Origin of the sequence: Geodermatophilus telluris, assembly GCF_900102745.1 — a bacterium.
Taxonomy (GTDB): Bacteria; Actinomycetota; Actinomycetes; order Mycobacteriales; family Geodermatophilaceae; genus Geodermatophilus; species Geodermatophilus telluris.
In genome coordinates this window covers 431,162-447,860 of the sequence record NZ_FMZF01000001.1, presented here as the reverse complement: position 1 = coordinate 447,860, position 16,699 = coordinate 431,162, and the positions used below count along the sequence as shown (strand labels likewise).

At 75.8% G+C, this 16,699-nt stretch carries 11 protein-coding genes; 8 read left to right on the top strand and 3 right to left on the bottom strand.

The window, feature by feature from the left end:
- The first annotated feature begins 27 nt into the window (after nt 1-27).
- Genes BLQ97_RS02085 through meaB form a run of 3 tightly spaced genes read left to right on the top strand, consistent with a single transcriptional unit; the run spans nt 28 to nt 5,104 of the window.
- The gene (locus BLQ97_RS02085; protein ID WP_091362780.1) at nt 28-1,893 is read left to right on the top strand and encodes a methylmalonyl-CoA mutase subunit beta; all 1,866 of its coding nucleotides are present in this window, start codon (nt 28-30) and stop codon (nt 1,891-1,893) included.
- Nucleotides 1,890-4,115, top strand: coding sequence for a methylmalonyl-CoA mutase (gene scpA / locus BLQ97_RS02080; RefSeq protein ID WP_091362778.1), 2,226 nt, complete (start codon nt 1,890-1,892; stop codon nt 4,113-4,115). Before BLQ97_RS02085 ends, scpA begins: the two co-directional genes overlap by 4 nt.
- Complete coding sequence (gene meaB / locus BLQ97_RS02075) at nt 4,115-5,104, top strand: methylmalonyl Co-A mutase-associated GTPase MeaB (protein WP_091362777.1); 990 nt, start codon at nt 4,115-4,117, stop codon at nt 5,102-5,104. The genes scpA and meaB overlap by 1 nt, the downstream gene beginning before the upstream one ends.
- A 27-nt stretch (nt 5,105-5,131) precedes the next feature.
- Here the strand turns inward: meaB and BLQ97_RS02070 are convergent, their stop codons facing one another.
- The gene (locus tag BLQ97_RS02070) at nt 5,132-5,599 is read right to left on the bottom strand and encodes a GtrA family protein (RefSeq protein ID WP_091362775.1); all 468 of its coding nucleotides are present in this window, start codon (nt 5,597-5,599) and stop codon (nt 5,132-5,134) included.
- The gene (locus BLQ97_RS02065) at nt 5,596-6,648 is read right to left on the bottom strand and encodes a glycosyltransferase family 2 protein (protein ID WP_091362773.1); all 1,053 of its coding nucleotides are present in this window, start codon (nt 6,646-6,648) and stop codon (nt 5,596-5,598) included. The genes BLQ97_RS02070 and BLQ97_RS02065 overlap by 4 nt, the downstream gene beginning before the upstream one ends.
- 421 nt (nt 6,649-7,069) lie before the next feature.
- Here BLQ97_RS02065 and BLQ97_RS02060 point away from each other — a divergent pair, with 421 nt between their 5' ends.
- Together BLQ97_RS02060 and BLQ97_RS02055 are read left to right on the top strand one after the other, a co-directional pair.
- On the top strand, nt 7,070-8,875 hold the full coding sequence (locus BLQ97_RS02060) for a hypothetical protein (RefSeq protein ID WP_139173418.1): 1,806 nt from the start codon (nt 7,070-7,072) through the stop codon (nt 8,873-8,875).
- A gap of 302 nt (nt 8,876-9,177) precedes the next feature.
- Nucleotides 9,178-10,425: an acyltransferase family protein gene (locus tag BLQ97_RS02055; protein ID WP_175471557.1), complete on the top strand. Its 1,248-nt coding sequence runs from the start codon at nt 9,178-9,180 to the stop codon at nt 10,423-10,425.
- Between the two features lie 9 nt (nt 10,426-10,434).
- Here BLQ97_RS02055 and BLQ97_RS02050 read toward each other — a convergent pair whose 3' ends face one another.
- The gene (locus tag BLQ97_RS02050; RefSeq protein ID WP_091362767.1) at nt 10,435-10,890 is read right to left on the bottom strand and encodes a gamma-glutamylcyclotransferase family protein; all 456 of its coding nucleotides are present in this window, start codon (nt 10,888-10,890) and stop codon (nt 10,435-10,437) included.
- A 113-nt stretch (nt 10,891-11,003) separates the two neighbouring features.
- Between BLQ97_RS02050 and BLQ97_RS02045 the strand changes: the two genes are divergently transcribed.
- The 3 genes from BLQ97_RS02045 (at nt 11,004) to BLQ97_RS02035 (ending at nt 16,652) form a co-directional block, all read left to right on the top strand.
- Nucleotides 11,004-12,410, top strand: coding sequence for an NAD(P)H-quinone dehydrogenase (locus BLQ97_RS02045; protein WP_091362765.1), 1,407 nt, complete (start codon nt 11,004-11,006; stop codon nt 12,408-12,410).
- A gap of 95 nt (nt 12,411-12,505) precedes the next feature.
- Nucleotides 12,506-14,197: a reprolysin-like metallopeptidase gene (locus tag BLQ97_RS02040; protein WP_139173417.1), complete on the top strand. Its 1,692-nt coding sequence runs from the start codon at nt 12,506-12,508 to the stop codon at nt 14,195-14,197.
- Between the two features lie 85 nt (nt 14,198-14,282).
- Nucleotides 14,283-16,652, top strand: a complete 2,370-nt coding sequence (locus BLQ97_RS02035; protein ID WP_091362761.1) for a hypothetical protein — start codon at nt 14,283-14,285, stop codon at nt 16,650-16,652.
- The last annotated feature ends 47 nt before the right edge of the window (nt 16,653-16,699 follow it).

Genomic DNA, 16,699 nt, shown 5'->3' with positions numbered 1-16,699 from the left:
GCCGGCGAGCGCCGGCGAGGAGGACTCGTGAGCGCCACCCACACGGCCACGCCGGGCGAGGACGAGGTCCCCGCCGAGCACGCGGTCCCCGACGAGCTCTCCCTGGCCGGCGGCTTCCCGCCGGTGGACCGCGACGCCTGGCGCGAGCTGGTCGCCGGGGTGCTGCGCAAGGCCGGCCGGGAGGAGCTGCCCGACCCGGTCGAGGACGCGCTGCGCCGCACGGTGGCCACCGGCGTCACCGTCGCCCCGCTCTACGACGCCGACGACGCCGGCGACCTGCCGACGGCGGTCGGCGTCCCGGGCCGGGCGCCCTTCGTCCGGGGGGCGCGCGCCGGAGCACCGGGGGAGGCCCCCGCCGGCTGGGACGTCCGGCAGCGGCACGCCCACCCCGACGTCGCCGTCACGCGGGAGGCGGTCACCGCCGACCTGGAGAACGGCGTCACCTCGCTGTGGCTGGTGCTCGGCGAGGGCGCGGTGCCGGTCGAGGCGCTCGGCGACGTGCTCGCGGACGTCTACCTCGACCTCGCGCCGGTCGCCGTCTCCGGCGGGGTCCCGGCGGCCGAGGCGCTGCTCGCGCTGGTGGGCGACCGCACCGACCTCGCACCCGGCGGCTCGCTGGGCCTCGACCCGCTCGGCGTGCACGCCGCGTCGGGGGAGGAGCAGGACCTCGCCGGCCTGGCCGACCTCGCCGGCCGCACCCCCGCGGGCTGGCGCACCGTCGTCGTCGACGCGACCGTGTACGCCGACGCCGGGGCCACCGCCGTCGAGGAGCTGGGCTGCTCCCTGGCCGCCGGGGTCGCCTACCTGCGCGCGCTCACCGACGCGGGCCTGCCGGTGGACGACGCGTTCGGCCGGCTGGAGTTCCGCTACTCGGCCAGCGCCGACCAGTTCACGACCATCGCGGCGCTGCGCGCCGCCCGCCGGCTGTGGGACCGGGTGGGGGAGGTCAGCGGCGCCTCGCCCGCGGCCCGCGCGCAGCGCCAGCACGCGGTGACGTCGTCGGTGATGACCACGCGGCGCGACCCGTGGGTCAACATGCTGCGGACGACGGTGGCCTGCTTCGCCGCGGGCGTGGGCGGGGCCGACGCGGTCACCGTGCAGCCCTTCGACGCCGCGCTCGGCCTGCCCGACGCCTTCTCCCGCCGGATCGCCCGCAACACCCAGAGCCTGCTGGTCGAGGAGGGGTCGCTGGCCCGCGTCCTCGACCCGGCCGGCGGCTCCTGGTACGTCGAGTCGCTCACCGAGGACCTCGCGCAGGCCGCGTGGGCGTGGTTCACCGAGGTCGAGCGGGCCGGCGGGCTCGCCGCGGCGCTGTCGAGCGGGCTGGTGCGCGACCGGCTGGCCGCCGCGTGGGACACCCGCGCGAGGCGGCTGGCCACCCGCGCCGACGCGATCACCGGCGTCAGCGAGTTCCCGAACCTGACCGAGAGGCTGCCCGAGCGGCAGCCGGCCGCCGACCTGCACCCCGCCGGCGGCCTGCCCCGCGTGCGGGCGGCGCAGGAGTACGAGGAGCTGCGCGACCGCGCCGACGCCGCACCCGCGCGGCCGCAGGTCTACCTGGCCACCCTCGGGCCGGTCGCCCGGCACACCGCGCGGGCCACCTTCGCCGGCAACCTGTTCCAGGCCGGCGGCCTGGCGACCCCCGCCGGTGACGGCGCCTCGGGGCTGGCCGACGCCGGGACCGCGGTGGCCTGCATCTGCGGCACCGACGGCGACTACGCCGAGTCGGCCGCCGCCCTCGCCGCGGAGCTCCGCGCCGCCGGGGCCACCTCCGTGTGGCTGGCCGGCAAGCCGTCGCTCGGGGTGGACGGCGTCGACGGGTACGTGTACGCCGGGTGCGACGCGCTCGACGTGCTCAGGACGGTCCACGAGCAGCTGGGAGCAACGGCATGAGCGGGATCCCGGACTTCGGCGGCGTCGAGCTCGGCCGCCCGGCGGCGCACGCCACGGCCGGCGACTGGGCCACGGCGTTCGAGGAGGCCACCGGCCGCGGCGTGGCGGAGGCGACCTGGGAGACCCCGGAGGGTATCGCCGTCCCGCCGCTGGCCGGCCCCGCCGACCTCGCCGGCCTGGACTTCCTGCGCACCTACCCGGGCCTGCCGCCCTTCCTGCGCGGGCCCTACCCGACGATGTACACGACGCAGCCGTGGACGGTCCGCCAGTACGCGGGCTTCTCCACCGCCGCGGAGTCCAACGCCTTCTACCGGCGCAACCTCGCCGCCGGGCAGAAGGGCCTGTCGATCGCCTTCGACCTGGCCACCCACCGCGGCTACGACTCCGACCACCCGCGGGTCGTCGGCGACGTCGGCATGGCCGGGGTGGCGGTCGACTCGATCCTGGACGTGCGGCAGCTCTTCGACGGCATCCCGCTGGACCGGATGACCGTCTCGATGACGATGAACGGCGCGGTGCTGCCGGTGCTGGCGCTCTACGTGCTCGCCGCCGAGGAGCAGGGCGTCGCGCCGAAGCAGCTGGCCGGGACCATCCAGAACGACATCCTCAAGGAGTTCATGGTCCGCAACACCTACATCTACCCCCCGAAGCCCTCGATGCAGATCGTCAGCGACATCTTCGCGTTCACCTCGCAGGAGATGCCGCGGTTCAACTCGATCTCCATCTCCGGCTACCACATGCAGGAGGCCGGGGCGACGGCCGACCTGGAGCTGGCGTACACGCTGGCCGACGGGGTGGAGTACGTGGCCGCGGGCAAGGCCGCCGGCCTCGACGTCGACGTGTTCGCGCCGCGGCTGAGCTTCTTCTGGGCGATCGGCATGAACTTCTTCATGGAGGTCGCCAAGCTCCGGGCGGCGCGGCTGCTGTGGGCCCGGCTGATGCGCGAGGCCGGCGCGACGAAGGACAAGTCGCTGTCGCTGCGCACCCACTCGCAGACCTCGGGCTGGTCGCTGACCGCGCAGGACGTCTACAACAACGTCGTCCGCACCTGCCTGGAGGCCATGGCCGCCACCCAGGGGCACACCCAGTCGCTGCACACCAACGCCCTCGACGAGGCGCTGGCGCTGCCCAGCGACTTCTCGGCGCGGATCGCCCGCAACACCCAGCTGCTGCTGCAGCAGGAGTCGGGGACGACGCGGGTGATCGACCCCTGGGGCGGATCGGCGTACGTGGAGCGGCTGACCTACGACCTGGCCCGCCGCGCGTGGGCGCACATCGAGGAGGTCGCCGAGCACGGCGGCATGGCGCAGGCCATCGACGACGGCATCCCGAAGCTGCGCATCGAGGAGGCCGCCGCCCGCACCCAGGCCCGCATCGACTCCGGCCGGCAGCCGGTGATCGGCGTCAACAAGTACCGGGTCGAGGCCGACGAGGCGATCGAGGTGCTGCGCGTCGACAACGCCGACGTGCTCGCCCAGCAGAAGGCCAAGCTCGCCGAGCTCCGCGCCTCGCGGGACGACGCCGCCGTCCGGGACGCGCTGCGCCGGCTCACCGACGCCGCCCGGGCGGCGGCCGAGGGACGGCGGGACTCGTCGCTCGACGCGAACCTGCTCAAGCTCGCCGTCGACGCCGCGCGGGCCCGGGCCACGGTCGGGGAGATCTCCGACGCGCTGGAGGAGGTCTACGGGCGGCACTCCGGCCAGGTGCGCACCATCTCGGGTGTGTACCGCGAGGAGGCACTGGGGTCGGGCCGGGCGGGGGAGGACAGCCCGCTGGAGCAGACCCGCCGGCTGGCCGAGGCCTTCGAGGAGGCCGAGGGGCGCCGTCCCCGCATCCTGGTCGCCAAGATGGGCCAGGACGGCCACGACCGCGGCCAGAAGGTGATCGCCACCGCGTTCGCCGACCTCGGCTTCGACGTCGACGTCGGCCCCCTGTTCCAGACGCCGGAGGAGGTCGCCCGGCAGGCGGTGGAGGCCGACGTGCACGTCGTCGGCGTCTCGTCGCTGGCCGCCGGCCACCTCACGCTGGTGCCGGCGCTGCGCGACGCGCTGGCCGAGCTCGGCGCCGACGACGTGCTCGTCGTCGTCGGCGGCGTCATCCCGCCCGACGACGTCCCGACCCTGCGGGAGATGGGTGCGGCCGCGGTGTTCCCGCCGGGCACGGTCATCGCCGAGGCGGCGCAGGAGCTGCTGCGGACGCTGTCCTCGCGCCTCGGACACTGATGGTCGACGTCGCCGCCCTGGTCGAGGGGGTGCTCGGCGGCGACCGGCGGTCGCTGGCGCGCGCGATCACGCTGGTCGAGTCGCGCCGCGCCGACCACCGCGAGCGGGCCCAGGAGCTGCTCGTCGAGCTCCTCCCGCACGCCGGCGGCGCCCGCCGGGTGGGCATCTCCGGGGTGCCCGGCGTGGGCAAGTCGACGTTCATCGACCAGCTCGGGGTGGACCTCACCGCGCGGGGCCACCGGGTCGCGGTGCTCGCCGTCGACCCGTCGTCGGCCCGCTCGGGCGGCTCGATCCTCGGCGACAAGACCCGGATGGCCCGGCTGTCGGTGGACCCGCGGGCCTTCATCCGGCCGGCGCCCACCGCCGGGACGCTCGGCGGGGTGGCGCAGGCGACGCGGGAGTCGATGGTCGTCGTCGAGGCGGCCGGCCACGACGTCGTGCTGGTGGAGACCGTCGGCGTGGGGCAGTCGGAGGTCACCGTCGCCGAGATGGTCGACTCGTTCCTGTTCCTCACGCTGGCCCGCACCGGCGACCAGCTGCAGGGCATCAAGCGCGGCATCCTCGAGATCGCCGACGTCATCGCCGTCAACAAGGCCGACGGGCCGGCCGCCGCCGACGCGCGCAAGGCCGCGCGCGAGCTGGCCGGGGCGATCCGGATGCTGCGCGGCCACGACGAGGACTGGACCGTACCCGTGCTCACCTGCGCCGGGCTGACCGGCGAGGGGCTGGCCGACGTGTGGGGCAAGCTGGTCGAGCACCAGGACCGCGCCCGCGCCTCGGGCGCCCTCGACGAGCGCCGCCGCACGCAGCAGGTGCGCTGGACCCGGCAGCTGGTGCGCGACGGGCTCGAGCAGCGGCTGCGCCAGCACCCCGGCGTCCGCGCCGCCGCACCCGGGCTGGAGCAGGCGGTGCTGGCCGGCGAGCTCACCCCGGCGCTCGCCGCCCGGCAGCTGCTGGAGACCTTCCTCGGGGAGGCCGGCGGACGCTGACCGCCGGGCGCTCCCGGGGCGCGGCGGTCAGCCGACCAGCTCGCGCGCCCTCTCCGGCTCGTGGCCGCGGCTCCCGGCCACCCGGAACACCAGGCGGTCGTAGGCCAGGTAGTTCCACACGACGCCGACGGCGATCCCGGCCAGCTTGGGCGCGAGGGCGAGGACCGGCACGGCCGGCCACCAGTCGCCGGCGCCCCAGGTCCGCAGCAGGTGGCCCACCCCGGCGATCACCAGCGGCTGGAGGACCCACAGCCCGACGCCGGTCGTCAGCAGGAAGAGCGCGGCGGTGCGCAGCCGGCTGCCGCCGGCCCGGTCGCCGAAGGTGAACGACCCGTTGGCCGCGAAGCTGAACAGCAGCCCGGCGGTGGTCGACACCGCGTTGGCCCCCAGGAGCCCGACCCCCACCGACCGCAGCCCGACGTAGAGCCCGAGGTCGATGCCGGTGTTGACGAGGCCGACGAGCCCGAAGCGGAGCAGCCGGGCCCGCGGCGTCATCGGCCGAGCCGGTCGGCCCGCAGCACGGCCGGCACGGACTCCCGGCGGGACCGCCGCACCGACCGGACCGCGTACAGCGGGCGGCCCTGCACCTCGGTGTAGATCCGGCCGATGTAGGCGCCGAGCACGCCCAGCATGAGCAGCTGGATGCCGCCGAGGAAGAAGATGCCGGTCCCCAGGAAGGCCCAGCCGGGCACCGAGGACTCCGGGTCCAGGACCTTGACGCCGGCGACGTAGAGGAAACCGAGGAGGCTCAGCACGGAGATCGCGACGCCGACCCGGTTGATCAGCCGCAGGGGGGTGACCGAGAAGCCGAGGATGCCGTCGGCGGCGAAGCGGATCATCTTCGACAGCGGGTAGCCGGTCTCACCCGAGTGGCGGGCGTCCCGGTCGAAGAGCACCGACTCCTGGCGGAAGCCGACGTAGCTGACCAGGCCCCGCATGAAGCGGTTGTGCTCGCGGTACTTGCCCAGCTCGTCGACGACGGCCCGGCTCACCAGGCGGAAGTCGCCGGTGTTGCGGGGGATCTCGATCGAGGCCAGCTTGCTCAGCACCCAGTAGTAGCCGCTCGCGGTGGCCCGCTTGAAGGCCGAGTCCCGGCGCGAGCGCCGCTGGGCGTAGACGACGTCGGCGCCGTCCTCCCACCGCTGGATGAGCTCCAGGCTGACCTGCGGGGGGTCCTGGAGGTCGCTGTCCATGATGATGACGGCGTCGCCCACGGCGGCGTCCAGGCCCGCCGTCACGGCCATCTGGTGCCCGTAGTTCCGCGCGAAGTCGAGGACGACGACCCGGTCGTCCTCGTCGGCCAGCTGGGCCAGGACGTGCGCGGACCGGTCGGTGCTGCCGTCGTTGACGAAGACGAACTCCACGTCGTACCGCGGCACCAGCGAGTCGGTGACCTCGGTGATCCGCTCCATGAGGAGGCGCAGGTTGCCCTCCTCGTTGAAGACGGGGAAGACGTAGGAGATGGTCGACCGCGACGGCGCCGCTGCGGCCGGCTCGAGAGCCGCCGCGTCGAGGAGGATGCCGTCGTCGACCGTCGCAGTCATGCGGGCAGGTTAGGTACGGCCGCCGCCGTCACGGGGCACCGAGTGGGACTCGTGCGCGCCCGGCGTGCGCGTGTGACGACTGAGGTTCCTGGAGCCCCACCGGCCCCGCCGGGCGGCCGGGAGGGGCCGTCGCCGGCTGCTCCGGCGGGACCCCTCCGGCCGGTGGCCGGGAGCGGTGGGTGGGTCGGCTGGGGCGGGAGTGGTCCCCAGCGCGGTGTCACCCGCCGAACCGGCCGGTCATCGTGTCTGATGGGCCCGGCAGGAGCTCCCGGGCGGGGCTCCGACGACGGCAGCCGCGGTGCGGTGGCCTCCCGTGAGCGGAGCCGACGTGGGCGACCCGCCGGTGCGGCGGGGCCCGCGCGGTGTCACCGATCTCGCGTCGCCGGTCTTCGGGGACGCCTGCGAAGGAGCTATGACCGGCATGGGATCGCCCAGCACAGCCGAACTCCCCACGATCGACCGCGCGCCGGCCACGCCGGCGTCTCCGGCCGCTCCGCCCTCCCGGGCCGGGAGCGAGCCGGCCCGGGAGGGCGGGCGGACGCCGGCCGACCGGGTGCGGGCGCTCGGGTACGTCCCGCTCCGCCGGCTGCTCACCGGGCTGGTCAGCGGCGCATTCCTGCTGATGATGCTGGCCGGGCAGTACTTCGCGCCGGCCCACAGCGACTCGGTGGCCCAGCAGAACATCGTCCGCTCGATCCTCGGCGGGCAGCCGAGCGACCTCGTCGTCCCCGTGGACAACTGGTGGCTGCACGCCCCGTTCTACCTGCTCACCAGCCTGCTGCCCGCGGGTGCGACGGCGCACCTGCTCGACGTGCTGCTGACCCACGCGGTGCTGCTGGCCGGCATCCTGGTCTTCACGCGCACCTACCTGCGCGAGCTCTTCCCCGGCTCGAGGCTCGCGCTGGTCGCCGCCCACCTGGCCGCCGCGTGGGCCCTGGGCCTGGCGGTCTACCTGCCGTGGGCGGACCCGGTGGCACCCCTCGGCAACGAGGCGGCCGCGACCATCTTCCTGACGCCGAACCACCGCAACCTGGAGACCGGCGTCGCCCTCCTGCTGCTCGCGTGGTTCGCGTCGTGGGCCGGCCGCGCCGGGCAGGCCTCCCGCCGCCGGACGGCGGTGCAGTGGGCGGCGGCGTCCCTCTCGCTGGGGGCGCTCACCTACTCCGACCCGTTCTTCCTCTACACCCTCGCCGGGTCCCTGGTGCTGGCGTGCGCGGTGTTCTGGCTGACGGGCCGGTGGAGCGCCCGCCGCGCCGCCGGCGTGCTGTCCGTGCTGGTCGGGGGAGCGGTGGTGCACGCCGCCCTGTCCGTGGTGATGCGGGCCCTGGGGGTCCACGCCATCGAGAACGTCGGGAGCTTCTTCGCCCCGGCGCAGGGCCTGGTCGGGAACCTGCAGAACGTGCTCACCGCCTACCTGGTGATGTTCCGGGCGTCGCCGTGGGGCCTGCCGATCGGCGCCTCGGTCGCCCTGGTCGTGCTCAACGCCGTCCTCGCCGTCGCCGTGCTCGCGGGCGTCGCACTGGCGGCGCGCTCGCAGTTCCGCCGGCCCGACCCGGTGCGGCTGCCGGCGCTGCTGTTCATCCTGATCGGGACGGCCGCCTACGCCTTCTCGACGCTGGCCGCGAGCGGTCCCGCCTCCTTCCGCTACGTGTTCGTCCCGGTCCTCGCGGCGCTGCCGTTCGCGACCGAGTCGCTCGTGCGGGTGGCCCGCGCCAACGTCCGGTGGCGCGGCGTCGTCCTCGTCGTCCTGTGCGGCGGGCTGCTGGCCAACGTCGCGGTGAACGCGTCGGTCCTGGTCCGGCAGGGGCCGCTGGGCACCGACCGCCTGTACGCCGCCAACGAGGCCGTCGTCGAGGCGGTGGAGGAGGCCGGCTACACCAAGGGCTACGCCACCTTCTGGAACGCCAACGTCAACACCTACCTCGCCGACCGCGAGGTGCTCTTCCTCCCCGTCACCTCCCGCGCGGGCGAGGTCGTGAAGTACGACTTCCTCGTCAACACGCCGGACTTCGACGTCGCCGCCGACCGGTCGTTCCTCTACGTCGCGCCCAACGACGTGCCGCTGGTGCACGAGGGCCCGCCGAACGAGCTGGACCCGCAGTGGTGGGTCGCCGCCGTGGGCCGCCCCTCGGAGACCCGGCAGCTCCCCACCGGCGGCACGCTGCTGTTCTACGACCGGGACATCGGCGCGGACCTACCCCTGTGGGTCCCGGCCGTCGAGGACTAGGTCGACCACCAGCAGGACGGCAGGGCGGCCCGACGCCGCCCCGAGCGGGGACCCCCGGGTGACGCACCCGGGGGTCCCTGCGCTCGTCACGCCCGTCCCGCGACCGGGTCCGGTCGCCTGCGCGGCCGGCTCCCGCGGCAGCGTTGCCGGAACGGGGCCGCCGACACCCAGAGGACCCGTCCGTCACACGGGTCGCCGGTGTCCCGCGGCGCGCCCGGACGTGCGCAGCGGGCGGCCGCGCGGCCGTTAGCTTCCGACGCGTCCCACCCAGACGGGGTGCGGCGGGGGAGTGGGGAGACGCGGTGCACGACGAGGGACGGCGGCGGGACGCGAGCCGGCTGCGCGCACTGGACGGGCTGCGCTTCCTGGCGGCCGCCGCGGTGGTCGTCTTCCACTACACCGGACGCGACAACCCCGGCTGGGGGCAGGACGTCCATGAGGTCTTCCCGACGCTGAGCCGGCTGACCGTCTACGGCGGCTTCGGTCCCTACCTGTTCTTCATGATCAGCGGCTTCGTGGTCCTGATGAGCGCGTGGGGCCGGTCGAGCACCAGCTTCATCGCCTCGCGGGTGGGCCGCCTCTATCCGGCCTACTGGGCGGCGGTCGTGCTGGTCGCCGCGGTCCTGTGGATCGCCCCCGTGGTGCCCGTGTGGTCGGACCTCGGCGCGCCGGGCGTGGCCCTGAACCTGACGATGTTCCAGTCGGCGTTCGGGGTCGGGCACGTCGACGGCGTCTTCTGGACGCTCTGGGTGGAGCTCAAGTTCTACGTGCTGCTGGCGCTGGTCGGGCTGGGCGGCTTCACCCGCGGCCGGCTCCTGCTGCTCTGCCTGGCGTGGCCGCTGCTCGGTGCGATGGGCGCCCAGGCCGGCAGCTCCCTCGTCACGGCCCTGCTGGAGCCGAACTACGCGCCGTTCTTCTGCATCGGCATCCTGCTCTACCTGGTCCGCCAGGACGGCTGGAGCACGCCGGTCGCGCTGCTCCTCGGGGCCAACGTGGCCACCGCCCTCTGGGTGTGCAAGGCGCACTACGTCCCGGACACGGCCGACGTCTCGAGCGTGCCGGTGTCGATGTGGGCCGTGACGCTGCTGTTCCTCGCCTGCCTCGGGGCGGTCGTGCTCGTGACGCTCACCCGCGTCGCCGAGGTCGACTGGCGGTGGCTGACGACGGCGGGTGCGCTGACCTACCCGCTCTACCTCGTGCACGAGCTGCCGGGCTGGGCCCTCATCCAGCAGCTGGCGCCGGTGCTGCCGGCCCACGTCGTCGTCGCCGTCACCGTGACCGCGGCGCTGGCAGTGGCCTGGGGCGTGCACCGGTTCGTCGAGCGGCCCCTCGGTCCCCGGCTGCGCGCGGCGGTCCAGCGCGACCTCGACCGGCTCCTGGCCGAGCGGTCGCCCCGCCGCCGCCCCGTCCCGCCGACCACGGCGCGCGTCACGCCGCCCACGGGGGTGCCGACCGGGATGCCGCCGGTGCCGCGCCACGCCGCGGCCGCCGGCCACGGGGCGGCCGTCGGCGCCGACACCGTCCGGCGCGAGCCCGTCCGCACCGCCTGACCCGGCCGGTCAGAAGCTCGTGCGGCACTCCCGGGCGCGCAGCTCCACGAGGTAGTCGTCGGGCGCGCCGGCGGCCTGGGCGGCGTCGGCGATCGCGCCGAGGTAGCGGGCCGAGGGCAGGCCGCCCTCGAACGCGTCGAGGGCGTAGACGTAGGCCACGGCGTCCCCGCCGAGCGTGTGCACCCGCAGGTTGAGCTTGCGGTACAGCCCCCGGTCGGCGCCCTCCCAGGCGTCCAGGGTCTGCTCGTCGGCCGGGGTCAGGTCGTAGAGCGCGACGAAGACGCCGGGGGAGTCGTCGTCGGTGGGCACGAGGGTGGCCAGCGCCCCCTCCCAGCCGTACTCCTCGGCGCCGAAGGTGAGCCGCCAGCCGCGGATCCAACCGGTGCCGACGTGCGGCGAGGACGGGCAGCGGCGCAGCATCTGCTCGGGGTCCATGTTGGACCCGTACGCGGCGTAGAGACCCATCGCCGCCCGAGCCTACGGCCCGGTGTGGCCCGCGCGACCCGTGAGTTCCCCGACACGGGCCGCCACGGCTGGGAGACTGGACGCCGACGACCGTCCCCGACGCAGGAGACCCCATGACCCGCATCGTCATCATCGGCGGCGGCCCGGCCGGCTACGAGGCCGCGCTGGTGGCCGCCTCGCTCGGCGCGCAGGTCACCGTCGTCGAACGCGACGGCCTCGGTGGCGCCAGCGTGCTCACCGACTGCGTGCCGTCCAAGACCCTCATCGCCGCCGCGGGCACGATGACCTCGGTGCGCGACTCGGCCGTGCTGGGGCTGCGCGGCACCGACCTGGCCACCGTGGGCCTGGACCTGGCCACGGTCAACCACCGGGTCAAGGGCCTGGCCGTCGCCCAGTCCGCCGACATCCACGCCCGGCTCACCGCCGAGGGCGTGCGGATCCTGGCCGGGCAGGGCCGGCTCGCCGACGACGTCCGCGGGCTGGTCGAGCACCGCGTCGAGGTGCTCGGTCCCGACGGCGCGGTCACCGAGACCCTCGAGTGCGACGTCGTCCTCGTCGCCACCGGCGCCGACCCGCGCGTGCTGCCCGGGGCCGAGCCCGACGGTGAGCGCATCCTCGACTGGCGCGACGTCTACGACCTCGAGGAGATGCCCGACCACCTGGTCGTCGTCGGCTCGGGCGTCACCGGCGCCGAGTTCGCCTCCGGCTACCTCGAGGCGGGCGTGCCGGTCACCCTCGTCTCCTCCCGCGACCAGGTGCTGCCCGGCGAGGACGCCGACGCCGCCGAGGTGCTCGAGGAGGTCTTCCAGGCCCGCGGCGGGCGGATCGCCGAGCGCGGCCGGGCGGCGAGCGTCACCCGCACCGAGAAGGGCGTGCTCGTCGAGCTCACCGACGGGCGCACCGTCGAGGGCTCGCACGCGCTGATGACCGTGGGCACCGTCCCCAACACCGCCGGGCTCAACCTGGAGGCGTGCGGGGTGGAGCTGCGCGAGTCCGGCCACGTCGTCGTCGACCGGGTGTCGCGCACCAACGTGCCCGGCGTCTACGCCGCCGGCGACGTCACCGGGGTCTTCCAGCTGGCCAGCGTCGCGGCCATGCAGGGCCGGATCGCGATGTGGCACGCGCTCGGGGAGGCCGTGCAGCCGATCCGGCTCAAGACCGTGGCGGCCAACGTGTTCACCCACCCCGAGATCGCCACCGTCGGCGTCCAGGAGAAGACGCTGCCCGAGGGCCACGACCTCGACGTCGTCCGGCTGCCGCTGGCCACCAACGCGCGGGCCAAGATGAGCGACCTGCACGCCGGCTTCGTCAAGCTCTTCGCCCGCAAGGCCACCGGCGTCGTCGTCGGCGGGGTGGTCGTCGCCCCTGGGGCGAGCGAGCTGATCCTGCCCATCGCGCTGGCGGTGACCAAGGGCCTGACCGTCAGCGACCTGGCGCAGACCTTCGCCATCTACCCGTCGCTGTCGGGCTCGATCACCGAGGCCGGCCGGCGGCTGATGGGGGCCGACGCGCTGGCGTGACGCCCGGGACCCCTGGGACGGGGCGGGCGGGACCGGTGTGACGGGCGGGTCCCCGATGGTGCACGCGGGGCTGCTGACCGCCGATGCCGGAGGGGATGTCCCCGCGCCGAGTCCCCGCCCGCCTGTCCCGGTCCCTGGCCGTCGCCGGTGCCGTGCTCGCGGTGTGCGCGGGCCCGTTCGCGCCCTCGGCGCTCGCCGACGGCGGCGAGACCGTCGTCGGGGAGCTGGTGCAGGCCTGGCCGGAGACCTCGCTGGAGGCCCAGCACGCCGGTGAGGCCCACGACCAGCCGCTGACGTTCGTCGAGGGCGAGGACGGCACCTCGGTGCGCGTCCCGACCGAGGCCGTCGCCGGCCTCGAGCCGGGCAGCACCGTCGCGGTCACCGTCGGCGCCCCCGCGGCCGACGAGGCCGCCGCCGACGGTTACGAGCCGGCCCGCCAGGTCCTCGGCACCGAGCTCGTCGCGACCGCCCCGGCGGCCACCCCGGTGCCGGCCGGCTCGGTGACCAACGAGGTCACCGTCGTCATGGTCGTCCCGCAGGGCGGCACCCCCGACGGCACGGCGCTGTCCTCGGTCGTCTCCGCCGTCAACGACCCGGTCGCCCGCTTCTGGTCCGAGCAGACCGGCGGCGCGGTCACCGTCGGCGTCACCCGAGCGCAGGACTGGATCCGCACCGCCGCCGGCTGCGCCGACCCGACGGCGCTGTGGGACGAGGCCGCCGCCCGCGTCGGCTTCCAGCCCGGCCCCGGCCGGCACCTGCTGCTCTACGTCAGCAGCGAGCCCCGCGACCTGCCCGGCTGCTCGTACGCGCTGGGCCAGGTCGGCACGTCGACGGCGTCCGGCGGCCGGCTCTACGTCCGCGACGACCTGCCCGCCGTCATCGCCCACGAGCTGGGCCACAACTTCGGCCTCGGCCACTCCAGCGGCCTGCAGTGCGACGGGACCGTCGAGGGCACCGGGCCGGACGGCGGGTGCCGCACCGCCGCCTACCGCGACTTCTACGACGTCATGGGCGTCTCCTGGGACCGGCTGGGCAGCCTCACCGCGGCCCAGGCCGACCGGCTGGGCGTGCTGCCCGCCGCCGCCACGCAGACCGCCGGGCCGGGGACGACCACGGTCACCCTGGCCCCGCTCGGCAGCGGCACCGGCACGCGCGCGGTGCGGCTGGCCGACGCCACGGGCACCGCCTACTGGCTCGAGTACCGCGCGCCCGTCGGCCGCGACGACTGGCTGGTCACCGACAACCGCTACCGGCTCGACAGCGGGGTGCTGCTGCACCGCGCCGGCACGCTGCCCGACACCGCGCTGCTGCTCGACGGCTCGCCCTCGCCCCGGGCCGGCTGGGAGGCCGACCTGCAGGCGGCGCTGCTGCCCGGCGTCCCGGTGGCGGTCGCCGGCGGTGCGCTCACCGTCACCGTCGACGCGGTCACCGCCGCGGGTGCCACGGTCACCGTGATCGGCGCCGCGCCCGCCGCGGACGCCGTCGCGACCCCGCCGGTCCCGGTGCCGGCCGTGCTGCCCGGCGCGGGCGCTCCCGCCCCAGCTCCTGTCACCGCTCCCGCCGCCGCGCCGGTGACCGCCCCCGCGCCGGCGGCACCGCCGGTCGCCGCCGCCGCGGAGGTCCCCGCGGACGACGCCGTCGCCGCCGTCCCCGCCGAGGCCGCCGCGAGCGAGCCGGCCGGCTCCTCGTGGACCACGCCGGCGCTCGCCGCCGCCGGTGGCGTGCTCGGCGCGGGCGGGACGGCGCTGGCCGCCCGCCGGCTGCCGCTGCTGCGCCGGCGTCCCTGATCGGGTGACCGCCCGGCCGGCGGGGGTCCAGTCCGGGCCCTGGCCCGCCGATGAGGGACCCGAGTCCCCCTGACCTGGAGAACCCGTGCGCCTCGCTGCCCGACCGCGGTCCCCGCGGCTGCTCGCCCTGGTGGCCGTCCCCGCGGTCCTCGCCCCGCTGCTGCTGGCCGGCCCGGCCGCGGCGGAGGACCCGGCGCCCGCCCAGGTGGCGACCGGCGACACCGTCGTCGGCGAGCTGGTCCAGGCCTTCGCCGACCCCGAGGGTGCCGCGGCGGCGACCGGTGGGACCGCCGCGGACGCCGAGGACACGCTGCTGAGCTGGATCGACACCGGGGACGGCGGGTCGGTGCGCGTGCCCACCGAGGACGTCGCGGACATCGAGGTGGGTGCCACGGTCGAGGTCACCGTCGGCGACGAGGTCCGCGACGAGGCGGCGCAGCAGGGCCTGCAGCCGGCGCGCGAGGTCGTCGAGGCGCAGGTCGTCGCCCCGGCGGAGGCGGCCGCCGCCACGGCGCCGACCACCAACGCCGTCACCGTCGTGATGGTCCAGCCCGGCGGCGCACCCCGGGACGCCACCACGCTCGCCGACGTCGTGACCGCGGTCGACGGGCCGGTCCGGCAGTTCTGGAACGAGCAGACCGACGGCCGGGTCACCCTCGCGGTGACCGGGCAGCACGACTGGATGACGACGACGGCCACCTGCGACGCCCCCTTCGACCTGTGGCGCGAGGTGGCCGCCGCCGTCGGGTGGACCGGCGCCGCGGGGCAGCACCTGCTGCTCTACGTGCCCGAGACGTCGGACTGCGCCTACGGCCTGGGCACGATCGGTTCGGGGCTGGGTGACGGCGGCCTGGTGTACGTGCGGGACACGCTCACCTCGGTGCTCGCCCACGAGTTCGGGCACAACTTCGGCCTGGGCCACGCCTCGTACCGGCAGTGCGCCGGTGCCGTGGACGGCGACGGCTGCTCCATCCGGTCCTACCAGGACCTGTACGACGTGATGGGGATCTCCTGGGAGCAGGTCGGCTCCCTGAGCGCGCCACACGCCGCGCTCCTGGGGGTGCTGTCCCCGGCGGCGGCGCCCACGCTGACGGCCGGCGCCGCCACCACGGAGTTCCTGCTGGCGCCGGTGGGCACCCGGACCGGCACGCGCGCGGTCCGCCTCGTCGACGCCGACGGCGCCGTGTACTGGCTGGAGTACCGCACGGCCACCGGCCGCGACGGCTTCCTCGGCACGGGGGCCAACTGGCCCGGCCTGCAGACCGGCGTCCTCCTCCGCCTCGAGGGGAACCGCTACGACGACAGCTCCTACCTGCTCGACGGCACCCCGGCCGCCGACGCCTGGTGGCCTCCCCAGGACCGGGCCGTCGCCGTCCCCCGGAGCACGCCGGTCTCGTTCGGCTCCTCGCCGTTCACGGTGACGGTCCTGGACACGGCCGCGGGCGGCGCCCGGGTCGCGGTCTCCACCACGCCCGTCGACCACCCGATCGAGGTCGCCTACCGCCGGCTCGGCGGCCTGGCGACGCTCGGCGCACCAGTGGGTGCGCGGGTCTGCGGCCTGCGGGACGGCGGCTGCCTGCAGCACTACGAGCGCGGGTCCCTGTACTGGTCGTCGGCGACCGGAGCTCAGCCGGTCAACCTGCGCGGGGCGATCGGCGGCCGGTGGGGCTCGCTGGGCCGGGAGGGCGGGTACCTCGGCTTCCCGGTGACGGGGGAGGTGTGCGGCCTGCGCGACGGCGGCTGCTACCAGCTCTTCCAGGGCGGGACGGTGCACTGGTCGCCGACCACCGGCGCGCAGCCGACCAACGGGGCGATCCGTGCGCGGTGGGGATCCCTGGGCTACGAGAACGGCTACCTGGGCTACCCGGTGACCGCGGAGGTGTGCGGCCTGCGCGACGGCGGCTGCTACCAGGGCTTCCAGGGCGGGACGGTGCACTGGTCGCCGGCCACCGGCGCGCAGCCGACGAACGGCGCGCTCCGGGCGCGGTGGGCCTCCCTGGGCGCGGAGACCGGGTTCCTGGGCTACCCCCGGGACGTGGCCGTGTGCGGCCTGCGCAACGGCGGCTGCTTCCAGGGCTTCCAGGGTGGCTGGCTGTACTGGGCACCGGCCACCGGCGCGCAGCCGCTCAACGGCGCGATCCGCTCGACGTGGCTGTCGGAGGGCTGGGAAAACGGGTACCTGGGCTACCCGGCGGCCGCGGCGGCGTGCGGGCTGCGCAACGGCGGGTGCGCGCAGGCATTCCAGGGCGGCAGCATCCACTGGTCACCGACGACCGGCGCGCACCCGGTCCACGGCGCCATCCGCACCCGCTGGGCCCAGCTCGGCTGGGAGAACGGGTACCTCGGCTACCCAGTCGGCGGCGCGTACGCCCTCCCCAACGGCGACGCCGCGCAGAGCTTCCAGGGCGGCCGGCTCCACTGGTCGGCGAGGACCGGCCAGGTCACCGCCTACTGACCTGCGGGCGACGACGGCGGGGACCGTGCCCACGGGGGGAACGGTCC

Coding starts and splice junctions, on each gene's coding strand:
- scpA (WP_091362778.1), top strand. CDS start 1,890: ATGAGCGGGATCCCGGACTTCGGCGGCGTCGAGCTCGGCCGCCCGGCG.
- meaB (WP_091362777.1), top strand. CDS start 4,115: ATGGTCGACGTCGCCGCCCTGGTCGAGGGGGTGCTCGGCGGCGACCGG.
- BLQ97_RS02070 (WP_091362775.1), bottom strand. CDS start 5,599: ATGACGCCGCGGGCCCGGCTGCTCCGCTTCGGGCTCGTCGGCCTCGTC.
- BLQ97_RS02065 (WP_091362773.1), bottom strand. CDS start 6,648: ATGACTGCGACGGTCGACGACGGCATCCTCCTCGACGCGGCGGCTCTC.
- BLQ97_RS02060 (WP_139173418.1), top strand. CDS start 7,070: ATGGGATCGCCCAGCACAGCCGAACTCCCCACGATCGACCGCGCGCCG.
- BLQ97_RS02050 (WP_091362767.1), bottom strand. CDS start 10,890: ATGGGTCTCTACGCCGCGTACGGGTCCAACATGGACCCCGAGCAGATG.
- BLQ97_RS02045 (WP_091362765.1), top strand. CDS start 11,004: ATGACCCGCATCGTCATCATCGGCGGCGGCCCGGCCGGCTACGAGGCC.
- BLQ97_RS02040 (WP_139173417.1), top strand. CDS start 12,506: ATGTCCCCGCGCCGAGTCCCCGCCCGCCTGTCCCGGTCCCTGGCCGTC.